Annotated in this window: 18 protein-coding genes; 7 read left to right on the top strand and 11 right to left on the bottom strand. The window is 54.2% G+C overall.

What is annotated here, in order from left to right; translation table 11 throughout:
- The first annotated feature begins 82 nt into the window (after positions 1 to 82).
- The 4 genes from gltB (at position 83) to OGV65_RS00390 (ending at position 8,680) form a co-directional block, all read left to right on the top strand.
- Positions 83 to 4,543 (top strand): glutamate synthase large subunit, encoded by a 4,461-nt coding sequence (gltB, locus tag OGV65_RS00405; RefSeq protein ID WP_286454488.1) that lies wholly within the window; start codon positions 83 to 85, stop codon positions 4,541 to 4,543.
- A gap of 12 nt (positions 4,544 to 4,555) precedes the next feature.
- The gene (locus OGV65_RS00400) at positions 4,556 to 5,974 is read left to right on the top strand and encodes a glutamate synthase small subunit (protein ID WP_286454487.1); all 1,419 of its coding nucleotides are present in this window, start codon (positions 4,556 to 4,558) and stop codon (positions 5,972 to 5,974) included.
- Between the two features lie 185 nt (positions 5,975 to 6,159).
- A complete protein-coding gene (gene codB, locus OGV65_RS00395) occupies positions 6,160 to 7,410 on the top strand; it encodes a cytosine permease (RefSeq protein WP_286454486.1) in 1,251 nt (416 codons plus the stop codon).
- Positions 7,400 to 8,680, top strand: coding sequence for a cytosine deaminase (locus OGV65_RS00390; protein WP_016157577.1), 1,281 nt, complete (start codon positions 7,400 to 7,402; stop codon positions 8,678 to 8,680). Before codB ends, OGV65_RS00390 begins: the two co-directional genes overlap by 11 nt.
- Positions 8,681 to 8,740: 60 nt before the next feature.
- On the opposite strand, the gene nanQ is transcribed toward OGV65_RS00390, so the two are convergent.
- The 6 genes from nanQ to nanR all read right to left on the bottom strand — a co-directional run bounded on the left by nanQ (position 8,741) and on the right by nanR (position 14,240).
- Complete coding sequence (nanQ, locus tag OGV65_RS00385) at positions 8,741 to 9,208, bottom strand: N-acetylneuraminate anomerase (protein WP_131380176.1); 468 nt, start codon at positions 9,206 to 9,208, stop codon at positions 8,741 to 8,743.
- A 2-nt stretch (positions 9,209 to 9,210) separates the two neighbouring features.
- Positions 9,211 to 10,080, bottom strand: coding sequence for an N-acetylmannosamine kinase (gene nanK, locus OGV65_RS00380; protein WP_286454485.1), 870 nt, complete (start codon positions 10,078 to 10,080; stop codon positions 9,211 to 9,213).
- Positions 10,077 to 10,766, bottom strand: a complete 690-nt coding sequence (locus OGV65_RS00375; RefSeq protein ID WP_019077794.1) for an N-acetylmannosamine-6-phosphate 2-epimerase — start codon at positions 10,764 to 10,766, stop codon at positions 10,077 to 10,079. Before OGV65_RS00375 ends, nanK begins: the two co-directional genes overlap by 4 nt.
- A gap of 47 nt (positions 10,767 to 10,813) precedes the next feature.
- On the bottom strand, positions 10,814 to 12,304 hold the full coding sequence (gene nanT / locus OGV65_RS00370) for a sialic acid transporter NanT (protein ID WP_279265463.1): 1,491 nt from the start codon (positions 12,302 to 12,304) through the stop codon (positions 10,814 to 10,816).
- A gap of 116 nt (positions 12,305 to 12,420) precedes the next feature.
- Positions 12,421 to 13,314 carry an N-acetylneuraminate lyase gene (nanA, locus tag OGV65_RS00365; protein WP_279265462.1) on the bottom strand — a complete coding sequence of 298 codons (894 nt, stop codon included), beginning with the start codon at positions 13,312 to 13,314 and terminating at the stop codon, positions 12,421 to 12,423.
- A gap of 134 nt (positions 13,315 to 13,448) precedes the next feature.
- A complete protein-coding gene (nanR, locus tag OGV65_RS00360; protein WP_016154704.1) occupies positions 13,449 to 14,240 on the bottom strand; it encodes a transcriptional regulator NanR in 792 nt (263 codons plus the stop codon).
- A 359-nt stretch (positions 14,241 to 14,599) separates the two neighbouring features.
- Between nanR and dcuC the strand changes: the two genes are divergently transcribed.
- Positions 14,600 to 15,967, top strand: coding sequence for an anaerobic C4-dicarboxylate transporter DcuC (gene dcuC, locus OGV65_RS00355; protein WP_019077796.1), 1,368 nt, complete (start codon positions 14,600 to 14,602; stop codon positions 15,965 to 15,967).
- A gap of 44 nt (positions 15,968 to 16,011) precedes the next feature.
- Here the strand turns inward: dcuC and sspB are convergent, their stop codons facing one another.
- The 5 genes from sspB to zapE form a co-directional block, all read right to left on the bottom strand.
- On the bottom strand, positions 16,012 to 16,515 hold the full coding sequence (gene sspB / locus OGV65_RS00350; RefSeq protein ID WP_200052110.1) for a ClpXP protease specificity-enhancing factor: 504 nt from the start codon (positions 16,513 to 16,515) through the stop codon (positions 16,012 to 16,014).
- A gap of 5 nt (positions 16,516 to 16,520) precedes the next feature.
- On the bottom strand, positions 16,521 to 17,159 hold the full coding sequence (sspA, locus tag OGV65_RS00345) for a stringent starvation protein SspA (protein ID WP_003025132.1): 639 nt from the start codon (positions 17,157 to 17,159) through the stop codon (positions 16,521 to 16,523).
- 316 nt (positions 17,160 to 17,475) lie between these two features.
- The gene (gene rpsI, locus OGV65_RS00340) at positions 17,476 to 17,868 is read right to left on the bottom strand and encodes a 30S ribosomal protein S9 (RefSeq protein ID WP_003025138.1); all 393 of its coding nucleotides are present in this window, start codon (positions 17,866 to 17,868) and stop codon (positions 17,476 to 17,478) included.
- 15 nt (positions 17,869 to 17,883) lie between these two features.
- A complete protein-coding gene (rplM, locus tag OGV65_RS00335) occupies positions 17,884 to 18,312 on the bottom strand; it encodes a 50S ribosomal protein L13 (RefSeq protein ID WP_003025141.1) in 429 nt (142 codons plus the stop codon).
- Positions 18,313 to 18,530: 218 nt separating this feature from the next.
- Complete coding sequence (gene zapE, locus OGV65_RS00330; protein WP_286454482.1) at positions 18,531 to 19,658, bottom strand: cell division protein ZapE; 1,128 nt, start codon at positions 19,656 to 19,658, stop codon at positions 18,531 to 18,533.
- Positions 19,659 to 19,850: 192 nt separating this feature from the next.
- On the opposite strand from zapE, the gene zapG reads away from it, so the two are divergent.
- Both zapG and degQ read left to right on the top strand, forming a co-directional pair.
- Positions 19,851 to 20,249: a Z-ring associated protein ZapG gene (gene zapG / locus OGV65_RS00325; RefSeq protein ID WP_003025147.1), complete on the top strand. Its 399-nt coding sequence runs from the start codon at positions 19,851 to 19,853 to the stop codon at positions 20,247 to 20,249.
- A gap of 168 nt (positions 20,250 to 20,417) precedes the next feature.
- Positions 20,418 to 21,785, top strand: a complete 1,368-nt coding sequence (degQ, locus tag OGV65_RS00320; protein WP_046276025.1) for a serine endoprotease DegQ — start codon at positions 20,418 to 20,420, stop codon at positions 21,783 to 21,785.
- Positions 21,786 to 21,789 lie beyond the last annotated feature (4 nt).

Raw genomic sequence — 21,789 nt, 5'->3', positions numbered from 1 at the left:
AAACCCCGTCGCCATGCTCTTGGTGTGCCCGTGCGCAACGGTCCAGATGGGAATCCCGCAGAGCCTGGGGAGGTTCACTGATATGTTGTACGATAAATCCCTTGAGAGGGATAACTGTGGTTTCGGCCTGATCGCCCACATAGAAGGCGAACCTAGCCACAAGGTAGTGCGTACCGCCATACACGCACTGGCCCGCATGCAGCACCGTGGCGCAATTCTTGCCGATGGAAAAACCGGCGATGGTTGCGGCCTGCTGTTACAAAAACCTGACCGCTTTTTCCGCATCGTAGCGCAAGAGCGCGGCTGGCGTTTAGCCAAAAACTACGCCGTCGGCATGATCTTTTTAAATAAAGACGCTGAGCTGGCAGCGGCTTCTCGTCGCATTGTAGAAGAAGAATTACAGCAGGAGACCCTGTCGATTGTCGGCTGGCGCGACGTGCCGACTAACGAAGGTGTTCTCGGTGAAATTGCGCTCTCCTCCCTGCCTCGTATCGAGCAAATTTTTGTTAATGCCCCTGCGGGCTGGCGTCCGCGTGATATGGAGCGTCGCCTGTTCATCGCGCGCCGTCGTATCGAAAAACGCCTCCAGGAAGATAAAGACTTCTACGTCTGTAGCTTGTCGAACCTGGTCAATATCTATAAAGGTCTGTGTATGCCGGCGGATCTGCCGCGCTTTTACCTGGACCTGGCGGACCTGCGTCTGGAATCGGCCATCTGCCTGTTCCACCAGCGCTTCTCCACCAACACCGTACCACGCTGGCCGCTGGCGCAACCGTTTCGCTACCTGGCGCACAATGGTGAAATCAACACCATCACCGGCAACCGCCAGTGGGCGCGCGCTCGTACCTATAAATTCCAGACGCCGCTGATCCCTGATCTGCACGACGCCGCACCGTTCGTTAACGAAACCGGCTCCGACTCCAGCTCAATGGATAACATGCTGGAACTGCTGCTGGCTGGCGGGATGGATATCATCCGCGCCATGCGTTTACTGGTGCCGCCGGCCTGGCAGAACAACCCGGATATGGACCCGGAGCTGCGCGCGTTCTTCGACTTTAACTCCATGCACATGGAGCCGTGGGATGGTCCGGCGGGTATTGTAATGTCCGACGGTCGCTTTGCCGCCTGTAACCTTGACCGCAACGGCCTGCGTCCGGCGCGCTACGTCATCACCAAAGACAAGCTGATTACCTGCGCTTCTGAAGTCGGGATCTGGGATTATCAGCCAGATGAAGTGGTTGAGAAAGGTCGCGTCGGCCCTGGGGAGTTGATGGTTATCGATACCCGTAGCGGGCGCATTCTGCATTCGGCTGAAACCGATGACGATCTGAAAAGCCGCCACCCCTACAAAGAGTGGATGGAGAAGAACGTCCGCCGTCTGGTGCCTTTCGAAGACCTGGCTGACGATCAGGTCGGCAGCCGTGAACTGGACGATGACGCCCTCGCCAGCTACCAGAAACAGTTTAACTACAGCGCTGAAGAGCTGGATTCCGTTATCCGCGTGCTCGGTGAAAATGGTCAGGAAGCGGTCGGTTCAATGGGTGATGATACCCCGTTTGCCGTGCTCTCCAGCCAGCCGCGCATCATTTATGACTACTTCCGCCAGCAGTTTGCCCAGGTCACCAACCCGCCGATCGACCCGCTGCGTGAAGCGCACGTCATGTCGCTGGCCACCAGCATCGGTCGTGAGATGAACGTCTTCTGCGAAGCCGAAGGTCAGGCGCACCGTCTGAGCTTTAAGTCGCCGATCCTGCTGTACTCCGATTTCACCCAGCTCACCACCATGAAAGAGGAGCATTATCGCGCTGACCGACTGGATATCACCTTCGACGTGACTGAAACCACGCTCGAAGAGACCGTCAAAGCATTGTGCGATAAGGCTGAACAGATGGTGCGTAACGGCACGGTGCTGCTGGTGCTTTCTGACCGTAATATCGCAAAAAACCGCTTGCCGGTTCCGGCACCGATGGCCGTTGGCGCAGTACAAACACGTCTGGTAGAACAAAGCCTGCGTTGCGACGCCAACATCATCGTTGAAACCGCCAGCGCCCGTGACCCGCACCATTTTGCCGTTCTGCTCGGTTTTGGCGCGACGGCCATTTATCCGTATCTGGCGTATGAAACGCTGGGACGTCTGATCGACACTCAGGCGATTGCCAAAGATTACCGGACCGTGATGCTGAACTACCGTAACGGCATCAACAAGGGTCTGTACAAAATCATGTCCAAAATGGGCATCTCGACCATCGCCTCTTACCGCTGCTCGAAGTTGTTTGAAGCCGTTGGTCTGCACGATGATGTTGTGGCTTTATGCTTCCAGGGCGTGGTCAGTCGCATCAGCGGCGCTGGTTTTACCGACTTCCAGCAGGATCTGCTGAACCTCTCCAAACATGCCTGGCTGGCGCGTAAGCCTATCAGCCAAGGCGGTTTGCTGAAGTACGTTCACGGCGGCGAATACCACGCCTACAACCCGGACGTGGTGCGCACGCTGCAACAGGCAGTACAAAGCGGCGAGTACAGCGACTATCAGGAATATGCAAAGCTGGTCAATGAGCGTCCGGCGGCCACGCTGCGCGATCTGCTGGCGATTACACCTGGCGATGAAGCCGTAAGCATTAGCGAAGTAGAACCCGCAACCGAACTGTTTAAACGCTTTGATACCGCAGCGATGTCTATCGGGGCATTAAGCCCGGAAGCACACGAGGCGCTGGCCGAAGCCATGAACAGCATCGGCGGTAACTCGAACTCCGGTGAAGGCGGCGAAGATCCGGCACGCTACGGCACTAACAAGGTGTCGCGCATTAAGCAGGTGGCTTCCGGTCGCTTTGGCGTAACCCCGGCGTACCTGGTCAATGCTGATGTCATTCAGATTAAAGTCGCTCAAGGCGCGAAGCCGGGCGAAGGCGGTCAGTTACCGGGTGATAAAGTCACCCCGTACATCGCCAAACTGCGTTATTCGGTGCCGGGCGTGACGCTGATCTCCCCGCCGCCGCACCACGATATCTACTCTATCGAGGACTTAGCGCAGCTGATTTTTGACCTCAAACAGGTCAATCCGAAAGCGATGATCTCGGTGAAGCTGGTTTCTGAACCAGGCGTCGGTACCATCGCCACCGGCGTGGCGAAAGCCTATGCGGATCTGATTACCATTGCCGGCTACGATGGCGGTACCGGTGCAAGTCCGCTCTCCTCAGTGAAATATGCGGGCTGCCCGTGGGAACTCGGTCTGGTGGAAACCCAGCAGGCGCTGGTGGCTAACGGTCTGCGTCACAAGATCCGTCTGCAGGTCGATGGCGGTCTGAAAACCGGCGTCGATATCATTAAAGCGGCAATTTTGGGTGCAGAAAGCTTCGGTTTCGGCACCGGCCCCATGGTCGCGCTGGGCTGTAAATACCTGCGTATTTGCCATCTGAACAACTGCGCAACCGGCGTGGCAACTCAGGATGACAAACTGCGTAAGAACCACTATCACGGCCTGCCGTTCAAAGTGACTAACTACTTTGAATTTATCGCCCGCGAAACTCGCGAGCTGATGGCGCAACTGGGCGTGAAACGTCTGGTGGATCTGATTGGTCGTACCGACCTGCTCAAAGAGCTGGATGGGTTTACCGCCAAGCAGCAGAAACTGGAGCTGTCTCGTCTGCTGGAAACCGCTGAACCGCATCCAGGTAAAGCGCTGCATTGCACTGAAAACAATCCGCCGTTTGATAACGGCGTGCTGAACGCCCAGCTGTTACAGCAGGCGAAACCGTTTGTCGACGAGCGCCAGAGCAAAACCTTCTGGTTCGATATCCGCAACACCGACCGTTCCGTCGGCGCATCGCTGTCGGGCTATATCGCTCAGACGCATGGCGATCAGGGGCTGGCATCTGACCCGATTAAAGCGCACTTCAGCGGTACCGCAGGCCAGAGCTTCGGCGTGTGGAACGCGGGCGGCGTGGAGCTGTATCTGACAGGCGATGCCAACGACTATGTCGGTAAAGGCATGGCGGGCGGCCTGCTGGCAGTGCGTCCTCCGGTTGGCTCTGCTTTCCGTAGCCATGAGGCGAGCATCATTGGTAACACCTGCCTGTATGGTGCTACCGGTGGCCGCCTGTTTGCTGCGGGTCGTGCGGGTGAGCGTTTTGCGGTGCGTAACTCCGGCGCTATTACCGTGGTTGAAGGTATTGGCGACAACGGCTGTGAATATATGACCGGCGGCATCGTGTGTATTCTCGGCAAAACCGGCGTCAACTTCGGTGCAGGCATGACCGGCGGATTCGCCTACGTGCTCGACGAAGACGGTGAATTCCGCAAACGCGTGAACCCGGAACTGGTAGAAGTACTGAGCGTGGACTCGCTGGCTATTCATGAGGAACACCTGCGCGGCCTGATTACCGAGCACGTACAACATACCGGTTCTTCACACGGCGAAGAGATCCTGGCGAACTGGCCAGCATTCTCGGCGAAATTCGCGCTGGTAAAACCGAAATCCAGTGATGTGAAAGCACTGTTGGGTCACCGTAGTCGTAGCGCAGCAGAGCTGCGTGTGCAGGCGCAGTAAGGGGTAGCAGCAATGAGTCAGAACGTATACCAATTTATCGACCTGCAGCGCGTTGATCCACCGAAGAAACCGCTGAAGATCCGTAAGATCGAATTTATCGAGATCTACGAGCCGTTTTCCGAAGGCCAGGCCAAAGCACAGGCAGATCGCTGTCTTTCCTGCGGTAACCCGTACTGCGAGTGGAAGTGCCCGGTACATAACTACATCCCGAACTGGCTTAAGCTGGCGAATGAGGGACGTATTTTTGAAGCGGCAGAACTGTCGCACCAGACTAACACTCTGCCGGAAGTGTGTGGTCGAGTGTGCCCACAGGATCGTCTTTGTGAAGGATCCTGCACGCTAAACGATGAGTTCGGTGCGGTGACTATCGGCAACATCGAGCGCTATATCAACGATAAAGCGTTCGAGATGGGCTGGAGTCCGGATATGACTGGCGTTCGCCAGACGGACAAGCGCGTGGCGATCATCGGTGCAGGTCCGGCGGGCCTGGCCTGTGCTGATGTGCTGACCCGCAACGGCGTGAAGGCGGTGGTATTTGACCGCCACCCGGAAATCGGCGGTCTGCTGACCTTCGGGATCCCGGCATTCAAGCTGGAGAAAGAGGTCATGACCCGTCGCCGTGAAATCTTCACTGGTATGGGCATTGAGTTCAAACTAAACGTGGAAGTGGGCCGCGACGTGCAGCTTAACGATCTGCTGAAGGATTACGATGCCGTGTTCCTTGGTGTAGGTACCTATCAGTCGATGCGCGGTGGGCTGGAAAACGAAGACGCTTCCGGCGTATTTGATGCCCTGCCGTTCCTGATCGCCAATACCAAACAGTTGATGGGATTTGGCGAAAGCAGTGATGAGCCGTACATCAGCATGGAAGGCAAACGCGTCGTTGTTCTCGGCGGTGGCGATACCGCGATGGACTGCGTGCGGACCTCGGTTCGCCAGAACGCGGCACACGTAATCTGCGCCTATCGCCGCGACGAAGAGAACATGCCGGGTTCCAAACGCGAGGTGAAAAATGCGCGTGAAGAAGGCGTCGAGTTCCAGTTCAACGTCCAGCCTTTAGGCGTGGAAGTGAATGCCAACGGTAAAGTGTGCGGCGTGAAAATGGCGCGCACCGAAATGGGCGAACCGGATGCGAAGGGTCGTCGCCGCGCGGAGATCGTCGCTGGTTCCGAACACGTTGTTCCAGCTGATGCGGTGGTACTGGCGTTTGGCTTCCGCCCGCACAGCATGGAGTGGCTGAAAGAGCACAGCGTCGAGCTGGATTCTCAGGGCCGTATTATTGCTCCGGAACGCAGCGATAACGCCTTCCAGACCAGCAATCCAAAAATCTTCGCTGGTGGCGACATCGTGCGCGGTTCGGATCTTGTAGTCACCGCGATTGCCGAAGGTCGTAAAGCGGCAGACGGTATCCTGAACTACCTGGAAGTGTAAGTAAGCATCTTCTGGCATCTCATCTTCAAACGCTGATGAGATGCCAGATTCCTCGCAACACCCCTGCCCCCTCCCCTCTATCAACACCGTGAAAGAGAACTAAAAAAACATACGGAAACGTTTGCTTTATTCTGAGAACTGTATATTATGCGGCGGATTTTTTGGGCAAAATTCATGGAGGCGTTGTGTCGCAGGACAACAATTATAGCCAGGGCCCCGTCCCTCTGGCGGCGCGGAAGGGCGTGATTCCACTAACGTTTGTCATGTTGGGACTCACATTTTTTTCCGCCAGTATGTGGACCGGTGGCACACTCGGTACCGGTCTTTCCTATAATGATTTCTTCCTTGCAGTTCTCTTCGGTAATCTTCTCCTCGGTATTTACACTGCATTTCTCGGTTTTATCGGCGCAAAAACAGGGCTCTCAACCCACCTTCTGGCACGTTACTCATTTGGTTTGAAAGGTTCATGGCTTCCCTCACTGCTCTTAGGCGGTACACAGGTAGGCTGGTTTGGCGTTGGTGTGGCCATGTTTGCTATCCCGGTTGGCAAAGCGACGGGGATTGACGTCAATATTCTGATTGCGGTTTCCGGTCTGTTGATGACCCTGACTATCTTTTTTGGCATCTCGGCGCTGACCGTTTTATCTATCATCGCCGTACCTGCCATCGTCGTTCTTGGCAGCTACTCCGTCTGGCTGGCGGTGAGCGATGTCGGCGGTTTAGACCATTTAAAAGCGATAGTGCCGCAGACACCGCTGAATTTCTCAACCGCACTGGCGCTGGTGGTCGGCTCATTTATCAGCGCAGGCACGTTAACCGCCGACTTTGTCCGCTTTGGCCGCAACGCCAAAGGTGCGGTACTGATTGCCATGGTGGCATTTTTCCTTGGCAACTCGTTGATGTTTATCTTCGGCGCTGCGGGTGCCGCCGCTGTTGGACAGGCGGACATCTCTGACGTAATGATTGCTCAGGGCCTGCTGCTGCCCGCAATTGTGGTTCTCGGCCTGAATATCTGGACCACCAACGACAATGCGCTCTACGCTTCAGGTTTGGGATTTGCCAATATTACCGGCCTTTCCAGCCGTTCGCTGTCGGTGGCAAACGGTATTATCGGCACACTGTGCGCGCTGTGGCTTTACAATAACTTTGTCGGTTGGCTGACATTTTTGTCGGCAGCGATTCCTCCAATTGGTGGAGTGATTATCGCCGACTATCTGCTGAACCATCGCCAATATGCCGACTTCAGCAAAGCACAATTTATTTCCGTAAACTGGATAGCTATCCTGTCCGTTGCACTGGGCATTGCCGCCGGTCACTATATTCCCGGTATCGTACCCGTCAACGCCGTACTCGGCGGCGTATTCAGCTATATCCTGCTGAACCCACTTTTCAATCGCAGCCTTGCTAAATCACCAGAGGTCAGCCATGCAGAATAATAACATCACCATTCGTCAGGCGCGTTTACAGGGACGCGAAGGATTGTGGCAGCTCACGGTTGAAAACGGGCGCTTCAGCCGAATTGAGGCTCAGGACGCAGCTACGTTGCCGCAGGGGGAAGTGCTTGATGCCGAAGGTGGCCTGGCAATCCCACCGTTCGTAGAGCCACATATCCACCTGGATACCACGCAAACCGCGGGGGAGCCGAGCTGGAACCAGTCTGGTACGTTATTTGAAGGCATTGAGCGCTGGGCCGAACGTAAGGCAATGCTCACTCACGATGACGTGAAAGCGCGCGCCATGCAGACTCTTAAGTGGCAGATGGCCAACGGCATTCAGTATGTTCGCACTCACGTTGACGTTTCCGACCCAACGCTGACCGCGCTGAAAGCCATGCTGGAGGTGAAGCAAGAAGTCGCTCCGTGGGTAGAGCTACAGATTGTCGCGTTCCCGCAAGAGGGCATTCTTTCTTATCCCAACGGTGAAGCGTTATTAGAGGAAGCCGTGCGTTTGGGGGCCGACGTCATTGGCGCTATCCCCCACTTTGAATTTACGCGTGAATATGGCGTGGAGTCGTTGCACAAAATTTTCGCCCTCGCGCAAAAATACGACAGACTTATCGACGTGCACTGTGACGAAATTGACGATGAGCAATCACGCTTTGTTGAAACCGTCGCGGCGCTGGCCCATCGCGACAATATGGGCGAGCGCGTGACCGCCAGCCATACTACGGCAATGCACTCCTATAACGGCGCGTATGCTTCCCGTCTTTTCCGCCTGTTGAAAATGTCCGGCATTAACTTTGTCGCGAATCCACTGGTGAATATTCACCTGCAAGGGCGCTTTGACACGTATCCTAAACGCCGCGGCGTCACACGCGTCAAAGAGATGCTGGAGGCGGAGATCAACGTCTGCTTCGGCCATGATGACGTCTTCGATCCGTGGTATCCGCTGGGCACCGCGAATATGCTGCAAGTACTGCATATGGGGTTACATGTGTGCCAGCTGATGGGATACGGACAAATTAACGATGGCCTGAATCTGATCACCACCCACAGCGCGAAAACCCTGCACCTGCAGGACTACGGTCTGAGCGTGGGGAATTCCGCGAACCTGGTGATTTTACCGGCAGAGAATGGGTTTGACGCGGTTCGTCGCCAGACGCCTGCACGTTATTCCATTCGTCACGGGCGAATCATTGCCGAGACTGTGCCGAGCCAAACGACGCTGCATCTGACGCAGCCGGAAGCGGTGACGTTTAAGCGCTAGGTTGTAATATCCGGTGTCGGATGGCGCAAGCCTTGCCATGCGACACCGTCACTCTCATCGTCAGGTGTGTAATAAACTGGCGCGCACCTTGATCACCACCTTTTTGATGTCCATCGGAGCCTGTACCACACAGCCCGGCTTATGCGGCTCGCCCGGCATAAAAATCACAAATCTTCCCGGCTTCAGTACCATCGCCTGCTCATCGGCAATCTGGCTACACAGCTGATAATCATCCTCAACGTGCATCTCTTCGCACTGACGAGCAGAATCAGTCATCCCGAACAGAATGCGTTCTTCACCAGATAACAGCACCTGAATATCAATGTACTCCCTGTGCAGTTCCGCTTTCTTTTGCTCCGGGCTCTGCGTTGCAAATTGCATAACATTCATAAAAATATTATCGCCCTGCAACTCGTAGCGCCCTGGCGTTTTCTCCTGCGGATTCGCCGCAACAGCCAGCGTTAACGCCTGCTGCAAAACCGGATGTAATCCGGCAGAAGGCAATGAACGCAACTCAGCTGACATCATAATCAATATCCCTGGGCCAACAGCGCGGCCCCCAGTAATCCAGCGTCATGACGGTAATGCGCCGCCCGTAATTCTACGTGGTAAGCCGAAGGCTCTTGTGCCAGATAGTTTTCCACCAGCGCCAGATACCCTTCTGCCAGCCCCACGCTGCCGCCAATCACCACAATCTGGCAATCGATCGTGGCCTTCACATCGGCGACAAGCCTTGCCAAAGTACGTGCCGAACGATGGATCAACCGACTGGCCTGCTCATCACCCTGCCCGGCGCGGCTAAAAATGGTTTTGGCGTCGCATCCAGCAAGCGCGCCTTCGGCAGCCGCCGCGATCCCACGACCGGAAGCGATCGCCTCGACACAACCCACACGCCCGCAACCGCACACCGGCCCATGCGGATCAGCCAGCGTATGTCCCAGATGCCCGGCCAGACCGCCAATCCCGGTCAGCAACTTCCCATCACTTACCACCCCGCCGCCTACACCGGTGGAGACGGTGATAAACACCATATCGCGGTACTCGCCGCCAAGCGCATGATACTCAGCCCACGCCGCGGCCTGCGCGTCATTGACTGCCAGCGTCGGCAAAGCGGTGAGATCTTTTAGCGTTTGCACCAGAGGAAAATGCAGCAGCCCGCCGAGGTTGTGCGGGTTCAGCGCCAGTAGAGAACCGTCGCGGATAATCCCCGTTGAGGCGATCGCCACCCGCGTTGCCTGCCCCTGTAGCAGCGCAACCAGTGCTTGTAACGCGGCACGCAGAGCATCCGGTGTTTTGCTGGCGGGCGTCGGCAATTCATGACGCTCTTGAATTTGCAGGCTGCTGTCTACCAGTGCGACAGCCAGTTTGGTGCCGCCAATATCAATCGACAGCGTGGTCATAGCACCGCCTTTTTAAGCGCTGTGTTGTACCACTGGCAAATGTGCTCCAGCCGGGTAATGGCTGAGCCGACTGTCACCGCCCATGCGCCATGACGCATCGCCTCAGCGGCCTGCGCTGGCGTGTTGTAACGTCCTTCAGCAATCACCCGACAACCCGCGTCGCTTAAAGACTTCACCAGAGCCAGATCCGGTTCTTCGGGCGTTTCTGGCGTGGTATAACCAGAAAGGGTAGTGCCAATGATTTCGGCACCGAGTTTCTGGCAGGCCATGCCATCCGCCATGGACGAACAGTCAGCCATCGCAAGGCGTTGGTGATGATGAATACGTGCCAGTAAGGTTTCTACAGGTACCGGACGTACGCGATCGGTACCGTCGATGGCGATGATGTCAGCGCCTGCCTGCGCTAACGCATCAACATCCTCCAGATATGCGGTGATGCGGACCGGAGAGTCATCAAGGTCACGTTTGAGAATGCCGATAATCGGCACCGAAACTACCGCCCTGGTCGCTTTCAGGTTTTCCACCCCTTCAATGCGTAACGCCACCGCGCCAGCCTGTTCTGCGGCCAGCGCCATCGCCGCAACAATTTCCGGTTTATCTAACGGGCTGTCAGGAACAGGCTGGCAGGAGACAATCAGCCCGCCGTTCGCGGCAATCTTGATATCCAGTTGTTCAAGTAACGACATGCTTATTCCCTTATGACTATTGCCCGGTGCAGGACCGGGCAAACGGATTAACTTTTGGATTTCACCATGGTGCTTTTGTCGCCGCCAAACGGCACGGCCCCGCTAAACGGTTTGCCATCAATGGCATCATGCGTACGCAATGCTTCAGGCCGCAGCCAGCGCTGTACGCGAGACGGCATATCGAGACCAATCAGCAGGATCACCACAAATGTCAGGCCGAAAGAGAGCGATCCCAACGCGGTGCCCAGATCCAGTCGTTGGGCAATCAGCGCACCGATGATCGGTGCCAGCGCCCCGCCCAGTGCACCCACGTTGTAGGTGAAGCCCAGACCCGCCGCACGCTGGTCGGTATCGAAATAGCCGCCAATCAGTTTTGGTAAGATCCCGGAGATCCCCTGACCGAGCATTTGCTGGAAAAACAGCAGTAAACCCAGTACCCAGACGTTTGAGCCGCCAATCGCAAACACTGGAATAATCAGCAACTGCGAAGCCAGCAGACTGCAGACATAGGCCTTACGCGTGCCCAGCCAGTCGCCAAGAAAACCACCGACGCAACAACCGACCGCCGCGCCAAAGCCGCTAAAGAAGAGCACCCTGGCGACAGTGGAAGGGTCATACAGCAATTCGGTTTTCAGATAGGTTGGCAGCAGCGCCTGAATCGGCCACGAGTAAAGGAAGGCAAACAGCACAACCACCATCAGCATGACGCCCGTCGGCCAGCGTTTCCCGCTGCTTTGCACCATAAAACTAATGAAGATAAACGCGCATATCAGGCCAAGGACCGCCACGATAGCCGCATTTTGCAGGTTGCCTGCAAAGCAGAACCACAGCGCGGTTGCGGCGGCGAGAGTCATCACAATATTGATAACCCGATGTTCACCCCGGTAGAGAATGTCCACCATCGTGCGTACCGGCGCTTTGCCTTCGTGTTTCTCTTTCCAGTCTTCCGCTTCCGGAATATTTTTACGCAGCCAGAGGGCGAAGATAATCGGCAAAATGCCGATGAAGAACAGCGCGCGCCATCCCCAGACCGGGACCACCAGGCTGTAGACCTGCGCGGCGATCACTGCGCCTACAGAGAAGCCGGAAATCAGGAAGCCGCTGGCTTTGTTTCGCAGGTGCCTGGGCCAGCTTTCAATAACATAAGTTGCGCTGGAGCCGTACTCACCAGCCATCCCCATACCGATAACCAGGCGGGCGATAAACATGGTGGTGTAGCCCGGCGCGAAGCCGCAGGCCAGCGTCCCCACAGAGAACAGAATGATACTGGTGACCATCGCCAGGCGGCGTCCATAACGGTCGCCCATCGCGCCCAGCATTAACCCGCCAAACCAGCGGGAGATAAAAGCGGCCGAGATCAGACTGGCCGCCTGCACCGTCGTCAGTCCGAATTCGCCTTGTACTTCCGTCAGCACAAGGGCGATTAATACAAAATCAAAACCATCAAGCAAATATCCCAGCCAGGCGGCAGAAAATGCCCGCCATTGTGCCCGATTGAGATGGCGATACCACGGGATGCTCAGGGTAGAAGTACTCATTTTACTCTCCCGACGATCTTTATTTTCGTTGTGGTGCCGGATGGCGGATTCGCCTTATCCGGCCTACGAGTCTTGTTTTTGCAGGCCGGATAAGCATTGTGCTATCCGGCGTCCGATCAGTCGCGTTCCAGCATTAATTGCTGGGCCAGCGCTTTCAGTTCCGGCAGATATTGTTCATCTACCGGGGCAAATGGTTTACGGCACAGCGGAACAGAAACCACGTCCATATAGTGCAATACCGTCTTCAGGCCGCGGAACACGCCAACCTTAATGAGCAGATCGATAACCTTATTGCACTCGGTTTGCAGCTTTTGCGCCGTCTGGATGTCGCCTTCTTTGAGCGCTTTCACAATTCCCTGATAACGCCATCCCATAATGTTGTAAGTGCTACCGATACCGCCATCTGCGCCCGCCAGCAGACCAGAAGCGAAGATCTCGTCATAACCGTTATAAAGCACCAGATCGGGGTGAGCGCGGCGGATCTGTTCCATCTGATAGAGATCGCCTGAGGTTTGCTTCAGCGCGCCAACGCCCGGCAACGTCACCAGCGTGTTGATCTGAGCCAGCGTCAGTTTTACGCCGCTCAGCGCCGGGATGTTATAGACCACCATCGGCAAGCCATCAGCGGAATCAATAATTGCACGGTAGTGATCGCAGTGCTCTTCAAAGCTGAACGGATAGTAAAACGGTGTGACGGCCGAAACCGCATCAAAGCCGTAGCGATGCGCGGCACTCGCCAGCTGTTGGCTCTCTTCGGTACTCACTGTGCCAACGTGAGCGATCAGCGTCACCTTGCCTTTCGCTTCTTCGGCAACAATTTCCAGTACCTGCTCTCTCTCAACGCGGTTTTGGACAAATGCCTCACCCGTAGACCCACCGACATAGAGCCCGTCGATCCCTTGCCCAATGTTGAAACGCACCAGGCGGCGCAGGCTCTCAATGTCCAGTCGCTGTTGGCTATCGAATGGGGTTAACAACGCTGGCATTACGCCTTTTAAATCTCTTGCCATAGCTACCTCTGATGATGATTAGTGTTATCTGACTGCATACCTTTATACCTGTTATACCAGATCAAATAAGCAGCAATACAATACAGAACGCTTATAGTGCGATCTGCCTCACTAAACGATCGTCAGGATCGCGATTACTTACGCAATTTTTTACTTTTGCTGAAGGCGTGCCAGGTAGCGGAAACGCTGTTGAGATGTTCTTGCAGTGCGCGGTCAGCTTCCTCAGGGTCGCGCTGACGAATCGCGTCGACAATAGCGATATGCTGCTGATAACTCACGTTATTGTGCTCATACAACTCTTGGTCGGCTACGGTCGGACGGGCGGCAATCAGCCAGTCTAACAGCGCAACATGGATAGCCATAAAGATGGGATTGCCCGGGATCTCCGCCAGTATGCGGTGAAAATCAACGTCCGAGCGAATGAACAGCGTATTGTCATCGAGCGACTGGCTGTTGATCTCCAGTGCTTTCGCCAGTCTGTCGATTTGCTCATCCGTCGCATGTTCTGCGGCGTATCGTACCAGGCTGGATTCAAAGAACAGTCGCAGCTGTTCGAAGTGGGCAATGCCGCCGGGATGCGCGAGGAAATCTTTCGCCATACCGGACAGCTCGCTGATAATGGTATCAGCTGAAGGACGCGAAACGCGGGCGCGCTCGCCATTGTTGATTTGCACCAGACCTTTGCGTTTTAACGCTGCCAGCGCTTCTCGTACAGAAGGACGGCCCACGTTAAAGAAGGCCATCAGCTCCCGCTCAGACGGTAACTGTTCGCCCTCGCCAAATTCCCGACGACGAATCATCTGCTCCAGTTCTTCTTCAACCATTTCAGACAGTTTTTTACGCGCCAGCGGGCGATTGCGTAAGCTACGGCCAATGGTGGATGGAGAGTCTTCAGCTTGCGAATCAAATGCGTTCATAGGGCCCATTCAGCTAAGTCGTGGTGACAAATAACAGCGGGTTTATCCTAACACAGGATCGAAAGCAGGGTGAAATGATGGTCAATCAGACTGTCGGGCTTATTGGCGGTCTAACGCATCCGGATATTTTGTTACGCTAAAACATTCAGCTTATCTTTAATTGAAAACAATCATATTCGCTTCGTGAAATTTATGAATATGAACGTGATAAATTATCATAACCATCTATTTTATAACGATAAATAATTTAAACATCGAATTAAAAATAAGATATTCACTCCATAAAAATCGCCCGAAAAAATATAACATCCGTTTGGACAACAGCGTTATTACCGGATTTATCTTCTTCTCTGGCATGGAGTGAAACAATGTTCGGCATCATTATCTCTGTCATCGTTTTATTAACGATGGGTTACCTGATCCTCAAAAACTACAAACCGCAGGTAGTGCTGGCAGCCGCGGGGATCTTCCTGATGATCTGCGGCGTCTGGCTAGGCTACGGCGCGCTGGTCGCTAACGACAAGAGCAGCGGCTATCTACTGGTCGATATTTACAACGAAATTCTGCGTATGCTTTCCAATCGGGCGGCCGGACTAGGGTTATCAATCATGGCAGTAGGTGGTTATGCCCGTTATATGGACAGGATGGGGGCCAGCAGAGCGATGGTTAGCCTGTTAAGCCGCCCGCTTAAGCTAATCCGCTCACCCTATGTTGTTCTTGCCGCCACCTATGTGATTGGTCAGATCATGGCGCAGTTCATCACCAGCGCTTCCGGTTTAGGCATGCTGCTGATGGTGACGCTGTTCCCGACGCTGGTCAGTCTTGGCGTGAGCCGTTTATCCGCGGTGGCGGTCATTGCCACTTCAATGTCAATTGAATGGGGCATTCTGGAAACCAACTCTATTTTTGCCGCGCAGGTGGCGGGCATGAAAATCGCTACCTACTTCTTTCACTATCAGTTACCCGTCGCATCGTGCGTTATCGTCGCCGTCGCTATTGCACATTTTTTCGTTCAGCGGCAGTTTGATAAAAAAGCATTCCCGGAAAGCAACGGATTCGCTGAACAAAAGACGCTGGAAAACGTGCCACCTCTCTATTACGCCATTCTACCCGTCATGCCGTTGCTTCTGATGTTGGGCTCGCTTGCCCTGGCGCATATGGGGTTAATGAAAACAGAGCTGAATCTGGTGGTGGTCATGCTGATGAGCATGACGCTGACGATGTTTGTCGAGTTCCTACATAAACATAATCTGCGCGAAACGATGGATGACGTGCAGGCCTTCTTTGACGGCATGGGAACCCAGTTTGCCAACGTTGTCACGCTGGTGGTCGCCGGTGAGATCTTTGCGAAAGGGTTGACGACTATCGGGACTGTCGACGCTGTAATAAAAGGTGCAGAGCATTCCGGCCTTGGCGGTATCGGCGTGATGATCATCATGGCCGTGGTCATTGCCGCCTGTGCGATTGTCATGGGGTCAGGTAACGCCCCGTTTATGTCTTTTGCCAGCCTGATTCCAGATATTGCCGCCGGACTACATATTCCTGCGGTAGTGATGATTATGCCGATGCATTTTGCTACTACGCTGGCCCGGGCGGTATCTCCCATTACAGCGGTCATTGTGGTGACATCAGGTATTGCGGGCGTATCGCCCTTTGAGGTGGTAAAACGTACGGCCATTCCGATGGCGGTGGGATTTGTGGTCAATATGATAGCCACCATCACGCTGTTTTACTGATCCCGAAGGCAGAAAACAGAACAGGCCCCAAAGGGCCTGTTTTTTTATTTCACTACGCGTAGCGCTGGACGCCCACCGCGAGGCGGCGGCGGAGTGTCATCCGGATCGTTGTCCTCGCCATTGTCAGGCTTATCGCCATCAATGACCGACATGACCGTTTCACTCTCAAAACCAGGTGCGTCGTTGTCGTCATCATTTAAGCTGGCGACATCTTCGTCGTAGGCGGCTTCCGGCTCGAACATAGTACCGGCGCCATTTTCACGAGCATAAATTGCCAGAACTGCCGCCAGCGGTACAGAAACCTGACGCGGCACACCACCGAAGCGCGCGTTAAAGCGCACTTCATCGTTAGCCAGTTCCAGGTTACCCACCGCACGCGGTGCGATATTCAGAACAATTTGCCCGTCACGCGCATATTCCATAGGAACCTGCACGTCCTGAAGCGTCACATCCACCACCAGGTGCGGCGTAAGCTGGTTGTCTAACAACCACTCATAGAATGCGCGCAGCAGATACGGACGGCGTGGTGTTAGCTGTGGCAAATCCATACAGGTTAACCCCGGCCCAGACGCATTTCACGTTCAGGCTCAGTCAGAGAAGCCAGGAAAGAATCACGTTCAAAGACGCGAGTCATGTACCCTTTCAGTTCTTTCGAACCTGCACCGTTGAATTCAATGCCCAGCTGCGGTAAACGCCACAGCAGCGGCGCCAGGTAGCAGTCTACCAGGCTGAACTCATCGCTCAGGAAGTAAGGTTTCTGGCCAAATACTGGTGCAATTGCCAGCAGTTCTTCGCGCAGACGCTTACGCGCGACTTCGGCTTCAGAAGCAGAACCGTTCACGATGACGTTCATCAGCGTGTACCAGTCTTTTTCAATACGCTGCATGTACAGGCGGCTTTCACCACGCGCAACCGGGTAAACCGGCATCAGCGGCGGATGCGGGAAGCGCTCATCCAGGTATTCCATAATGATGCGAGATTCCCACAGGGTCAGCTCACGATCCACCAGTGTCGGTACGCTCTGATTCGGGTTGAGGTCGATCAGATCCTGCGGTGGATTGTCCTTCTCCACATGCTCAATCTCGAAACTAACACCTTTCTCAGCCAGCACAATGCGGACCTGATGGCTATAGATGTCAGTAGGACCAGAAAACAGCGTCATTACCGAACGTTTGTTGGCAGCGACAGCCATGAAAACCTCCAGGTATATTCAGAATTTTTACTGCTACCAGCCACTAAGTGGCCAGCCAGAAGTGATGTCACCCATATTCGGGAAAGCCATTACTGTTCAAAATACAAACAAAAAATGAACGATACCGGACATTTGGGCAGAAAATTGGATGATAGTTTACCAGATTTTGTGACCTTTGTGGTGAGTCGATTCTTGAAATGGGGAAAAAGAGGTGGCAATCAGCGGATTACCGTGGTTATACGGAGAGCAGTAACGATAAAAAAACCCGCCGAAGCGGGTTTTTTCGCAAATTGTCGTCTGCCGAAGCAGAGTACAATTAACGTTTGGAGAACTGAGGACGACGACGTGCTTTACGCAGACCGACTTTCTTACGTTCAACCTGACGAGCATCACGGGTAACGAAGCCAGCTTTACGCAGTTCGCCACGCAGGGATTCGTCGTACTCCATCAGAGCGCGGGTGATACCGTGACGGATCGCACCAGCCTGACCAGAGATACCACCACCTTTAACAGTGATGTACAGATCCAGTTTCTCAACCATGTCGACCAGTTCCAGCGGCTGACGAACTACCATGCGGGCAGTTTCACGACCGAAGTACTGTTCCAGAGAACGTTGGTTGATTACGATTTTACCACTGCCCGGTTTGATGAAAACGCGAGCTGCGGAACTTTTGCGGCGACCAGTGCCGTAGTATTGATTTTCAGCCATTGCCTATAATCCCGATTAGATGTCAAGAACTTGCGGTTGCTGTGCCGCGTGGTTGTGCTCGTTGCCAGCGTAAACTTTCAGTTTACGGAACATAGCACGACCCAGCGGGCCTTTTGGCAGCATGCCTTTAACCGCGATTTCAAGCACACGCTCAGGACGGCGAGCAATCATCTCTTCAAAGGTCGCTTGTTTGATACCGCCGATGTGACCGGTGTGGTGATAGTACACTTTGTCAGTACGCTTGTTGCCAGTTACAGCAACTTTGTCAGCGTTCAGAACGATGATGTAATCACCGGTATCTACGTGCGGAGTATATTCCGCTTTGTGCTTACCGCGCAGGCGCAGAGCCAGTTCGGAAGCCAGACGGCCCAGAGTTTTACCGGTCGCGTCAACAACATACCAGTCGCGTTTTACGGTTTCTGGTTTAGCTGTAAAAGTTTTCATTAAAAGCTTACCCAAATAAATAAGTTACACGTTGGTGAACACCCAAACGTTTTGTCAGTTGAGGTTCACACGACATTGTCCAGCAAACCTACCCCTTCGAATAGCCTATGCCGGCGCATAGAAAGTTTTGGGAAAAAAACTCTCTCGTAACGTGGGGTCGCAAGATTATAGAGAAGTCAGGGTCAAAGATCGACCCCTTTATGTGATTTGCAGCAGGTTTAACCGGCTAAATGTTCCCGCTTCAGATACTCTTCGCTTTGCATCTCCTGCAAACGCGACAAACAACGCTGAAATTCAAACTTCAGACGCTCGCCCTGATAAATTTCATAAAGTGGTGAGGCCGCACTGACCACCAGCTTAACGTGGCGTTCGTAGAACTCATCCACCAGTGCGATAAAACGCCGCGCTTCGCTCTCCATCAGCGTCGTCATGACCGGCACATCAGACAACAGCACCGTATGAAACAGACGCGATAGCGCAATGTAGTCATGCTGACTACGCGCATCGACACAGAGCGTGGTGAACGACACCGCCAGCGTTTGGTTTTCGACGGCCAGCGTCTGCATCGGACGATGATTGATCTCCAGCGTCGGCGCATGTTCACTTTTCGTTCCCGCTAATGCCAGCCACAGCTTGTCCATCTGCTGGCGGGTTTCCTCATTCAGTGGCGACAACCACAAATGCGCCTGCGTTAAGGTGCGCAGACGATAATCGACGCCAGCATCGACATTCATGATGTCACAATGCTGTTTGATGGCATCAATGGCAGGAAGAAAACGCGTGCGTTGCAAACCGTTGCGATACAGCTCATCAAGCGGAATATTGGAGGTTGCCACCAGCGTAATACCACGGGCAAACAGCGCCTTCATCAGACCGCCGAGCAGCATGGCGTCGGTGATGTCAGAAACAAAAAATTCGTCAAAGCACAGCACGTCCGTTTCGGCCTTAAAGCGGTCGGCAATAATTTCCAGCGGATCGCTCTGCCCCTGTAGGGCCGTAAGCTCTTCATGGACACGCAGCATAAAACGGTGAAAGTGCAAACGCTGTTTACGCCCGCCCGGCAGGCTATGGAAGAACAGATCCATCAGCCACGTTTTTCCTCGCCCGACTCCGCCCCACATATACAGACCACGCACCGGCGCGTTGGTCGATGACTCACGTTTTCCCAGCAATTTGCCAAAACGCGCCATCAGTCCGCTCTCCTGCGGCGCAGGACGTGCTGGCGTCGAAAGCGCCTGGAAAATTGTTTCCAGTCGATTCACTGCTTCTTGTTGTACGTTGTCGGGCTGATGACTGCCGTCTTTGAGGGCTTGCTGGTAACGCGATGTCGGGGAAAGGCTTTGCATGATGTTATTGTTATTCCTTGAGAATCGATGTGCCGTCGCTCACGGTTGACGAAAAAAAGGCCGTTCTACATTACGTGATATAAACACGGGATTCCACTTCTACGGGATTAGCGGTTATAGTGGCATAATCAGGCGCAGGCATGGAGCCTAAAGCCAACACCCTACGGAAACACAAGACAACGGGAGATGTTCATGACCTGGGAATATGCGCTAATTGGGTTAGTCGTCGGTATCATTATTGGTGCTGTAGCCATGCGTTTTGGTAATCGTAAATTACGCCAACAGCAGGCATTGCAGTACGAACTGGAAAAAAATAAAGCTGAGCTGGAAGAGTACCGCGAAGAGCTGGTGAGCCACTTTGCCCGCAGCGCTGAACTGCTGGATAACATGGCGGACGATTATCGTCAGATCTACCAGCATATGGCGAAAAGCTCCAGCAACCTGCTGCCGGGTATGTCACCGGAAAATAATCCGTTCCGTAATCGTCTGGCAGAATCCGAAGCGGGTAACGATCAGGCGCCGGTTCAGATGCCGCGTGACTATTCTGAAGGCGCATCTGGCCTGCTGCGTAGTGGCGCAAAGCGCGACTAACTGCACATCGTTAAGAAATTTATTGGGCGCAGCAATTGCGCCCTCCGCTTCTCTTCCTGTCCCAGCTATTATTTAGTCGTTAGCCTCATTGTGACCAAACCGAAAATTCAATAACATCAAACTGTTTTGAATCATCTTCCGTTTACTCAAGGTACGAGAGCAGGATCCATGAAAAAACAAACCCAGCTGTTGAGTGCATTAGCGTTAAGTGTCGGGTTAACTCTCTCGGCGCCATTCCCAGCCGCAGCGTCGATTCCCGGCCAGGTTCCCGGTCAGGCTGCGCTCCCCAGCCTCGCCCCGATGCTGGAGAAAGTGTTACCTGCCGTGGTGAGCGTAAGGGTCGAAGGCACCGCCGCTCAGGGGCAGAAAGTCCCGGAAGAGTTCAAAAAGTTTTTTGGTGATGAACTTCCCGATCAACCTGCACAACCTTTTGAAGGGCTGGGTTCCGGGGTCATCATTGATGCCGCCAAAGGCTACGTCCTGACCAATAATCACGTCATCAACCAGGCGCAAAAAATCAGCGTCCAGCTTAACGATGGCCGTGAGTTCGACGCTAAGCTTATCGGCAGCGACGACCAGAGCGATATCGCTCTGCTGCAAATTCAACACCCCAGCAACCTGACGCAAATTGCCATTGCCGACTCCGACAAACTCCGCGTCGGTGATTTCGCGGTGGCCGTGGGTAACCCGTTTGGTTTGGGGCAAACGGCCACCTCCGGCATCGTATCGGCTTTGGGTCGCAGCGGGTTGAACCTGGAAGGTCTGGAAAACTTTATTCAGACCGACGCCTCCATCAACCGGGGTAACTCCGGCGGCGCGTTGCTAAACCTCAATGGTGAGCTGATTGGCATTAACACCGCGATTCTGGCCCCCGGCGGCGGTAGCATCGGTATTGGTTTTGCGATCCCGAGCAATATGGCACGCACGCTGGCGCAGCAACTGATGCAGTTTGGTGAAATCAAACGTGGTCTGCTGGGAATTAAAGGCACCGAAATGACCGCCGATATCGCCAAAGCGTTCAAACTGGACGTGCAGCGCGGCGCGTTTGTCAGCGAGGTTCTGCCTAACTCTGGCTCCGCAAAAGCAGGTGTGAAGTCTGGTGACGTCATTACCAGCCTCAACGGCAAACCGCTCAACAGCTTCGCCGAACTGCGTTCACGCATAGCGACAACCGAACCAGGGACCAAAGTCAAACTGGGCCTGCTGCGTAACGGTAAACCGCTGGAGGTTGAAGTAACCCTGGATACCAGTACATCATCGTCCGCCAGCGCGGAGATGATTGCTCCTGCGTTGCAAGGGGCTACGCTCAGTGACGGTCAGCTTAAAGACGGCACCAAAGGCATCAAAATTGATAACGTTGAAAAAAGTAGCCCAGCCGCGCAGGCCGGTCTGCATAAAGATGACGTTATCATTGGCGTTAACCGCGATCGTGTAAACTCGATCGCCGAAATGCGTAAAGTGCTGGAAACGAAACCGTCGATCATTGCTCTGCAGGTAGTGCGCGGTAACGAGAGTATTTACCTGCTCCTGCGTTAACGCA

This window comes from Citrobacter sp. Cb004, assembly GCF_030337065.1.
Lineage (GTDB): Bacteria > Pseudomonadota > Gammaproteobacteria > Enterobacterales > Enterobacteriaceae > Citrobacter > Citrobacter braakii.
The sequence above is the reverse complement of the archived record's forward strand: the minus strand, read 5'-3'. Positions and strand labels throughout refer to the sequence as shown.

Coding starts and splice junctions, on each gene's coding strand:
- gltB (WP_286454488.1), top strand. CDS start 83: ATGTTGTACGATAAATCCCTTGAGAGGGATAACTGTGGTTTCGGCCTG.
- OGV65_RS00400 (WP_286454487.1), top strand. CDS start 4,556: ATGAGTCAGAACGTATACCAATTTATCGACCTGCAGCGCGTTGATCCA.
- OGV65_RS00390 (WP_016157577.1), top strand. CDS start 7,400: ATGCAGAATAATAACATCACCATTCGTCAGGCGCGTTTACAGGGACGC.
- nanQ (WP_131380176.1), bottom strand. CDS start 9,208: ATGATGTCAGCTGAGTTGCGTTCATTGCCTTCTGCCGGATTACATCCG.
- nanK (WP_286454485.1), bottom strand. CDS start 10,080: ATGACCACGCTGTCGATTGATATTGGCGGCACCAAACTGGCTGTCGCA.
- OGV65_RS00375 (WP_019077794.1), bottom strand. CDS start 10,766: ATGTCGTTACTTGAACAACTGGATATCAAGATTGCCGCGAACGGCGGG.
- nanT (WP_279265463.1), bottom strand. CDS start 12,304: ATGAGTACTTCTACCCTGAGCATCCCGTGGTATCGCCATCTCAATCGG.
- nanA (WP_279265462.1), bottom strand. CDS start 13,314: ATGGCAAGAGATTTAAAAGGCGTAATGCCAGCGTTGTTAACCCCATTC.
- nanR (WP_016154704.1), bottom strand. CDS start 14,240: ATGGGCCCTATGAACGCATTTGATTCGCAAGCTGAAGACTCTCCATCC.
- dcuC (WP_019077796.1), top strand. CDS start 14,600: ATGTTCGGCATCATTATCTCTGTCATCGTTTTATTAACGATGGGTTAC.
- sspB (WP_200052110.1), bottom strand. CDS start 16,515: ATGGATTTGCCACAGCTAACACCACGCCGTCCGTATCTGCTGCGCGCA.
- sspA (WP_003025132.1), bottom strand. CDS start 17,159: ATGGCTGTCGCTGCCAACAAACGTTCGGTAATGACGCTGTTTTCTGGT.
- rpsI (WP_003025138.1), bottom strand. CDS start 17,868: ATGGCTGAAAATCAATACTACGGCACTGGTCGCCGCAAAAGTTCCGCA.
- rplM (WP_003025141.1), bottom strand. CDS start 18,312: ATGAAAACTTTTACAGCTAAACCAGAAACCGTAAAACGCGACTGGTAT.
- zapE (WP_286454482.1), bottom strand. CDS start 19,658: ATGCAAAGCCTTTCCCCGACATCGCGTTACCAGCAAGCCCTCAAAGAC.
- zapG (WP_003025147.1), top strand. CDS start 19,851: ATGACCTGGGAATATGCGCTAATTGGGTTAGTCGTCGGTATCATTATT.
- degQ (WP_046276025.1), top strand. CDS start 20,418: ATGAAAAAACAAACCCAGCTGTTGAGTGCATTAGCGTTAAGTGTCGGG.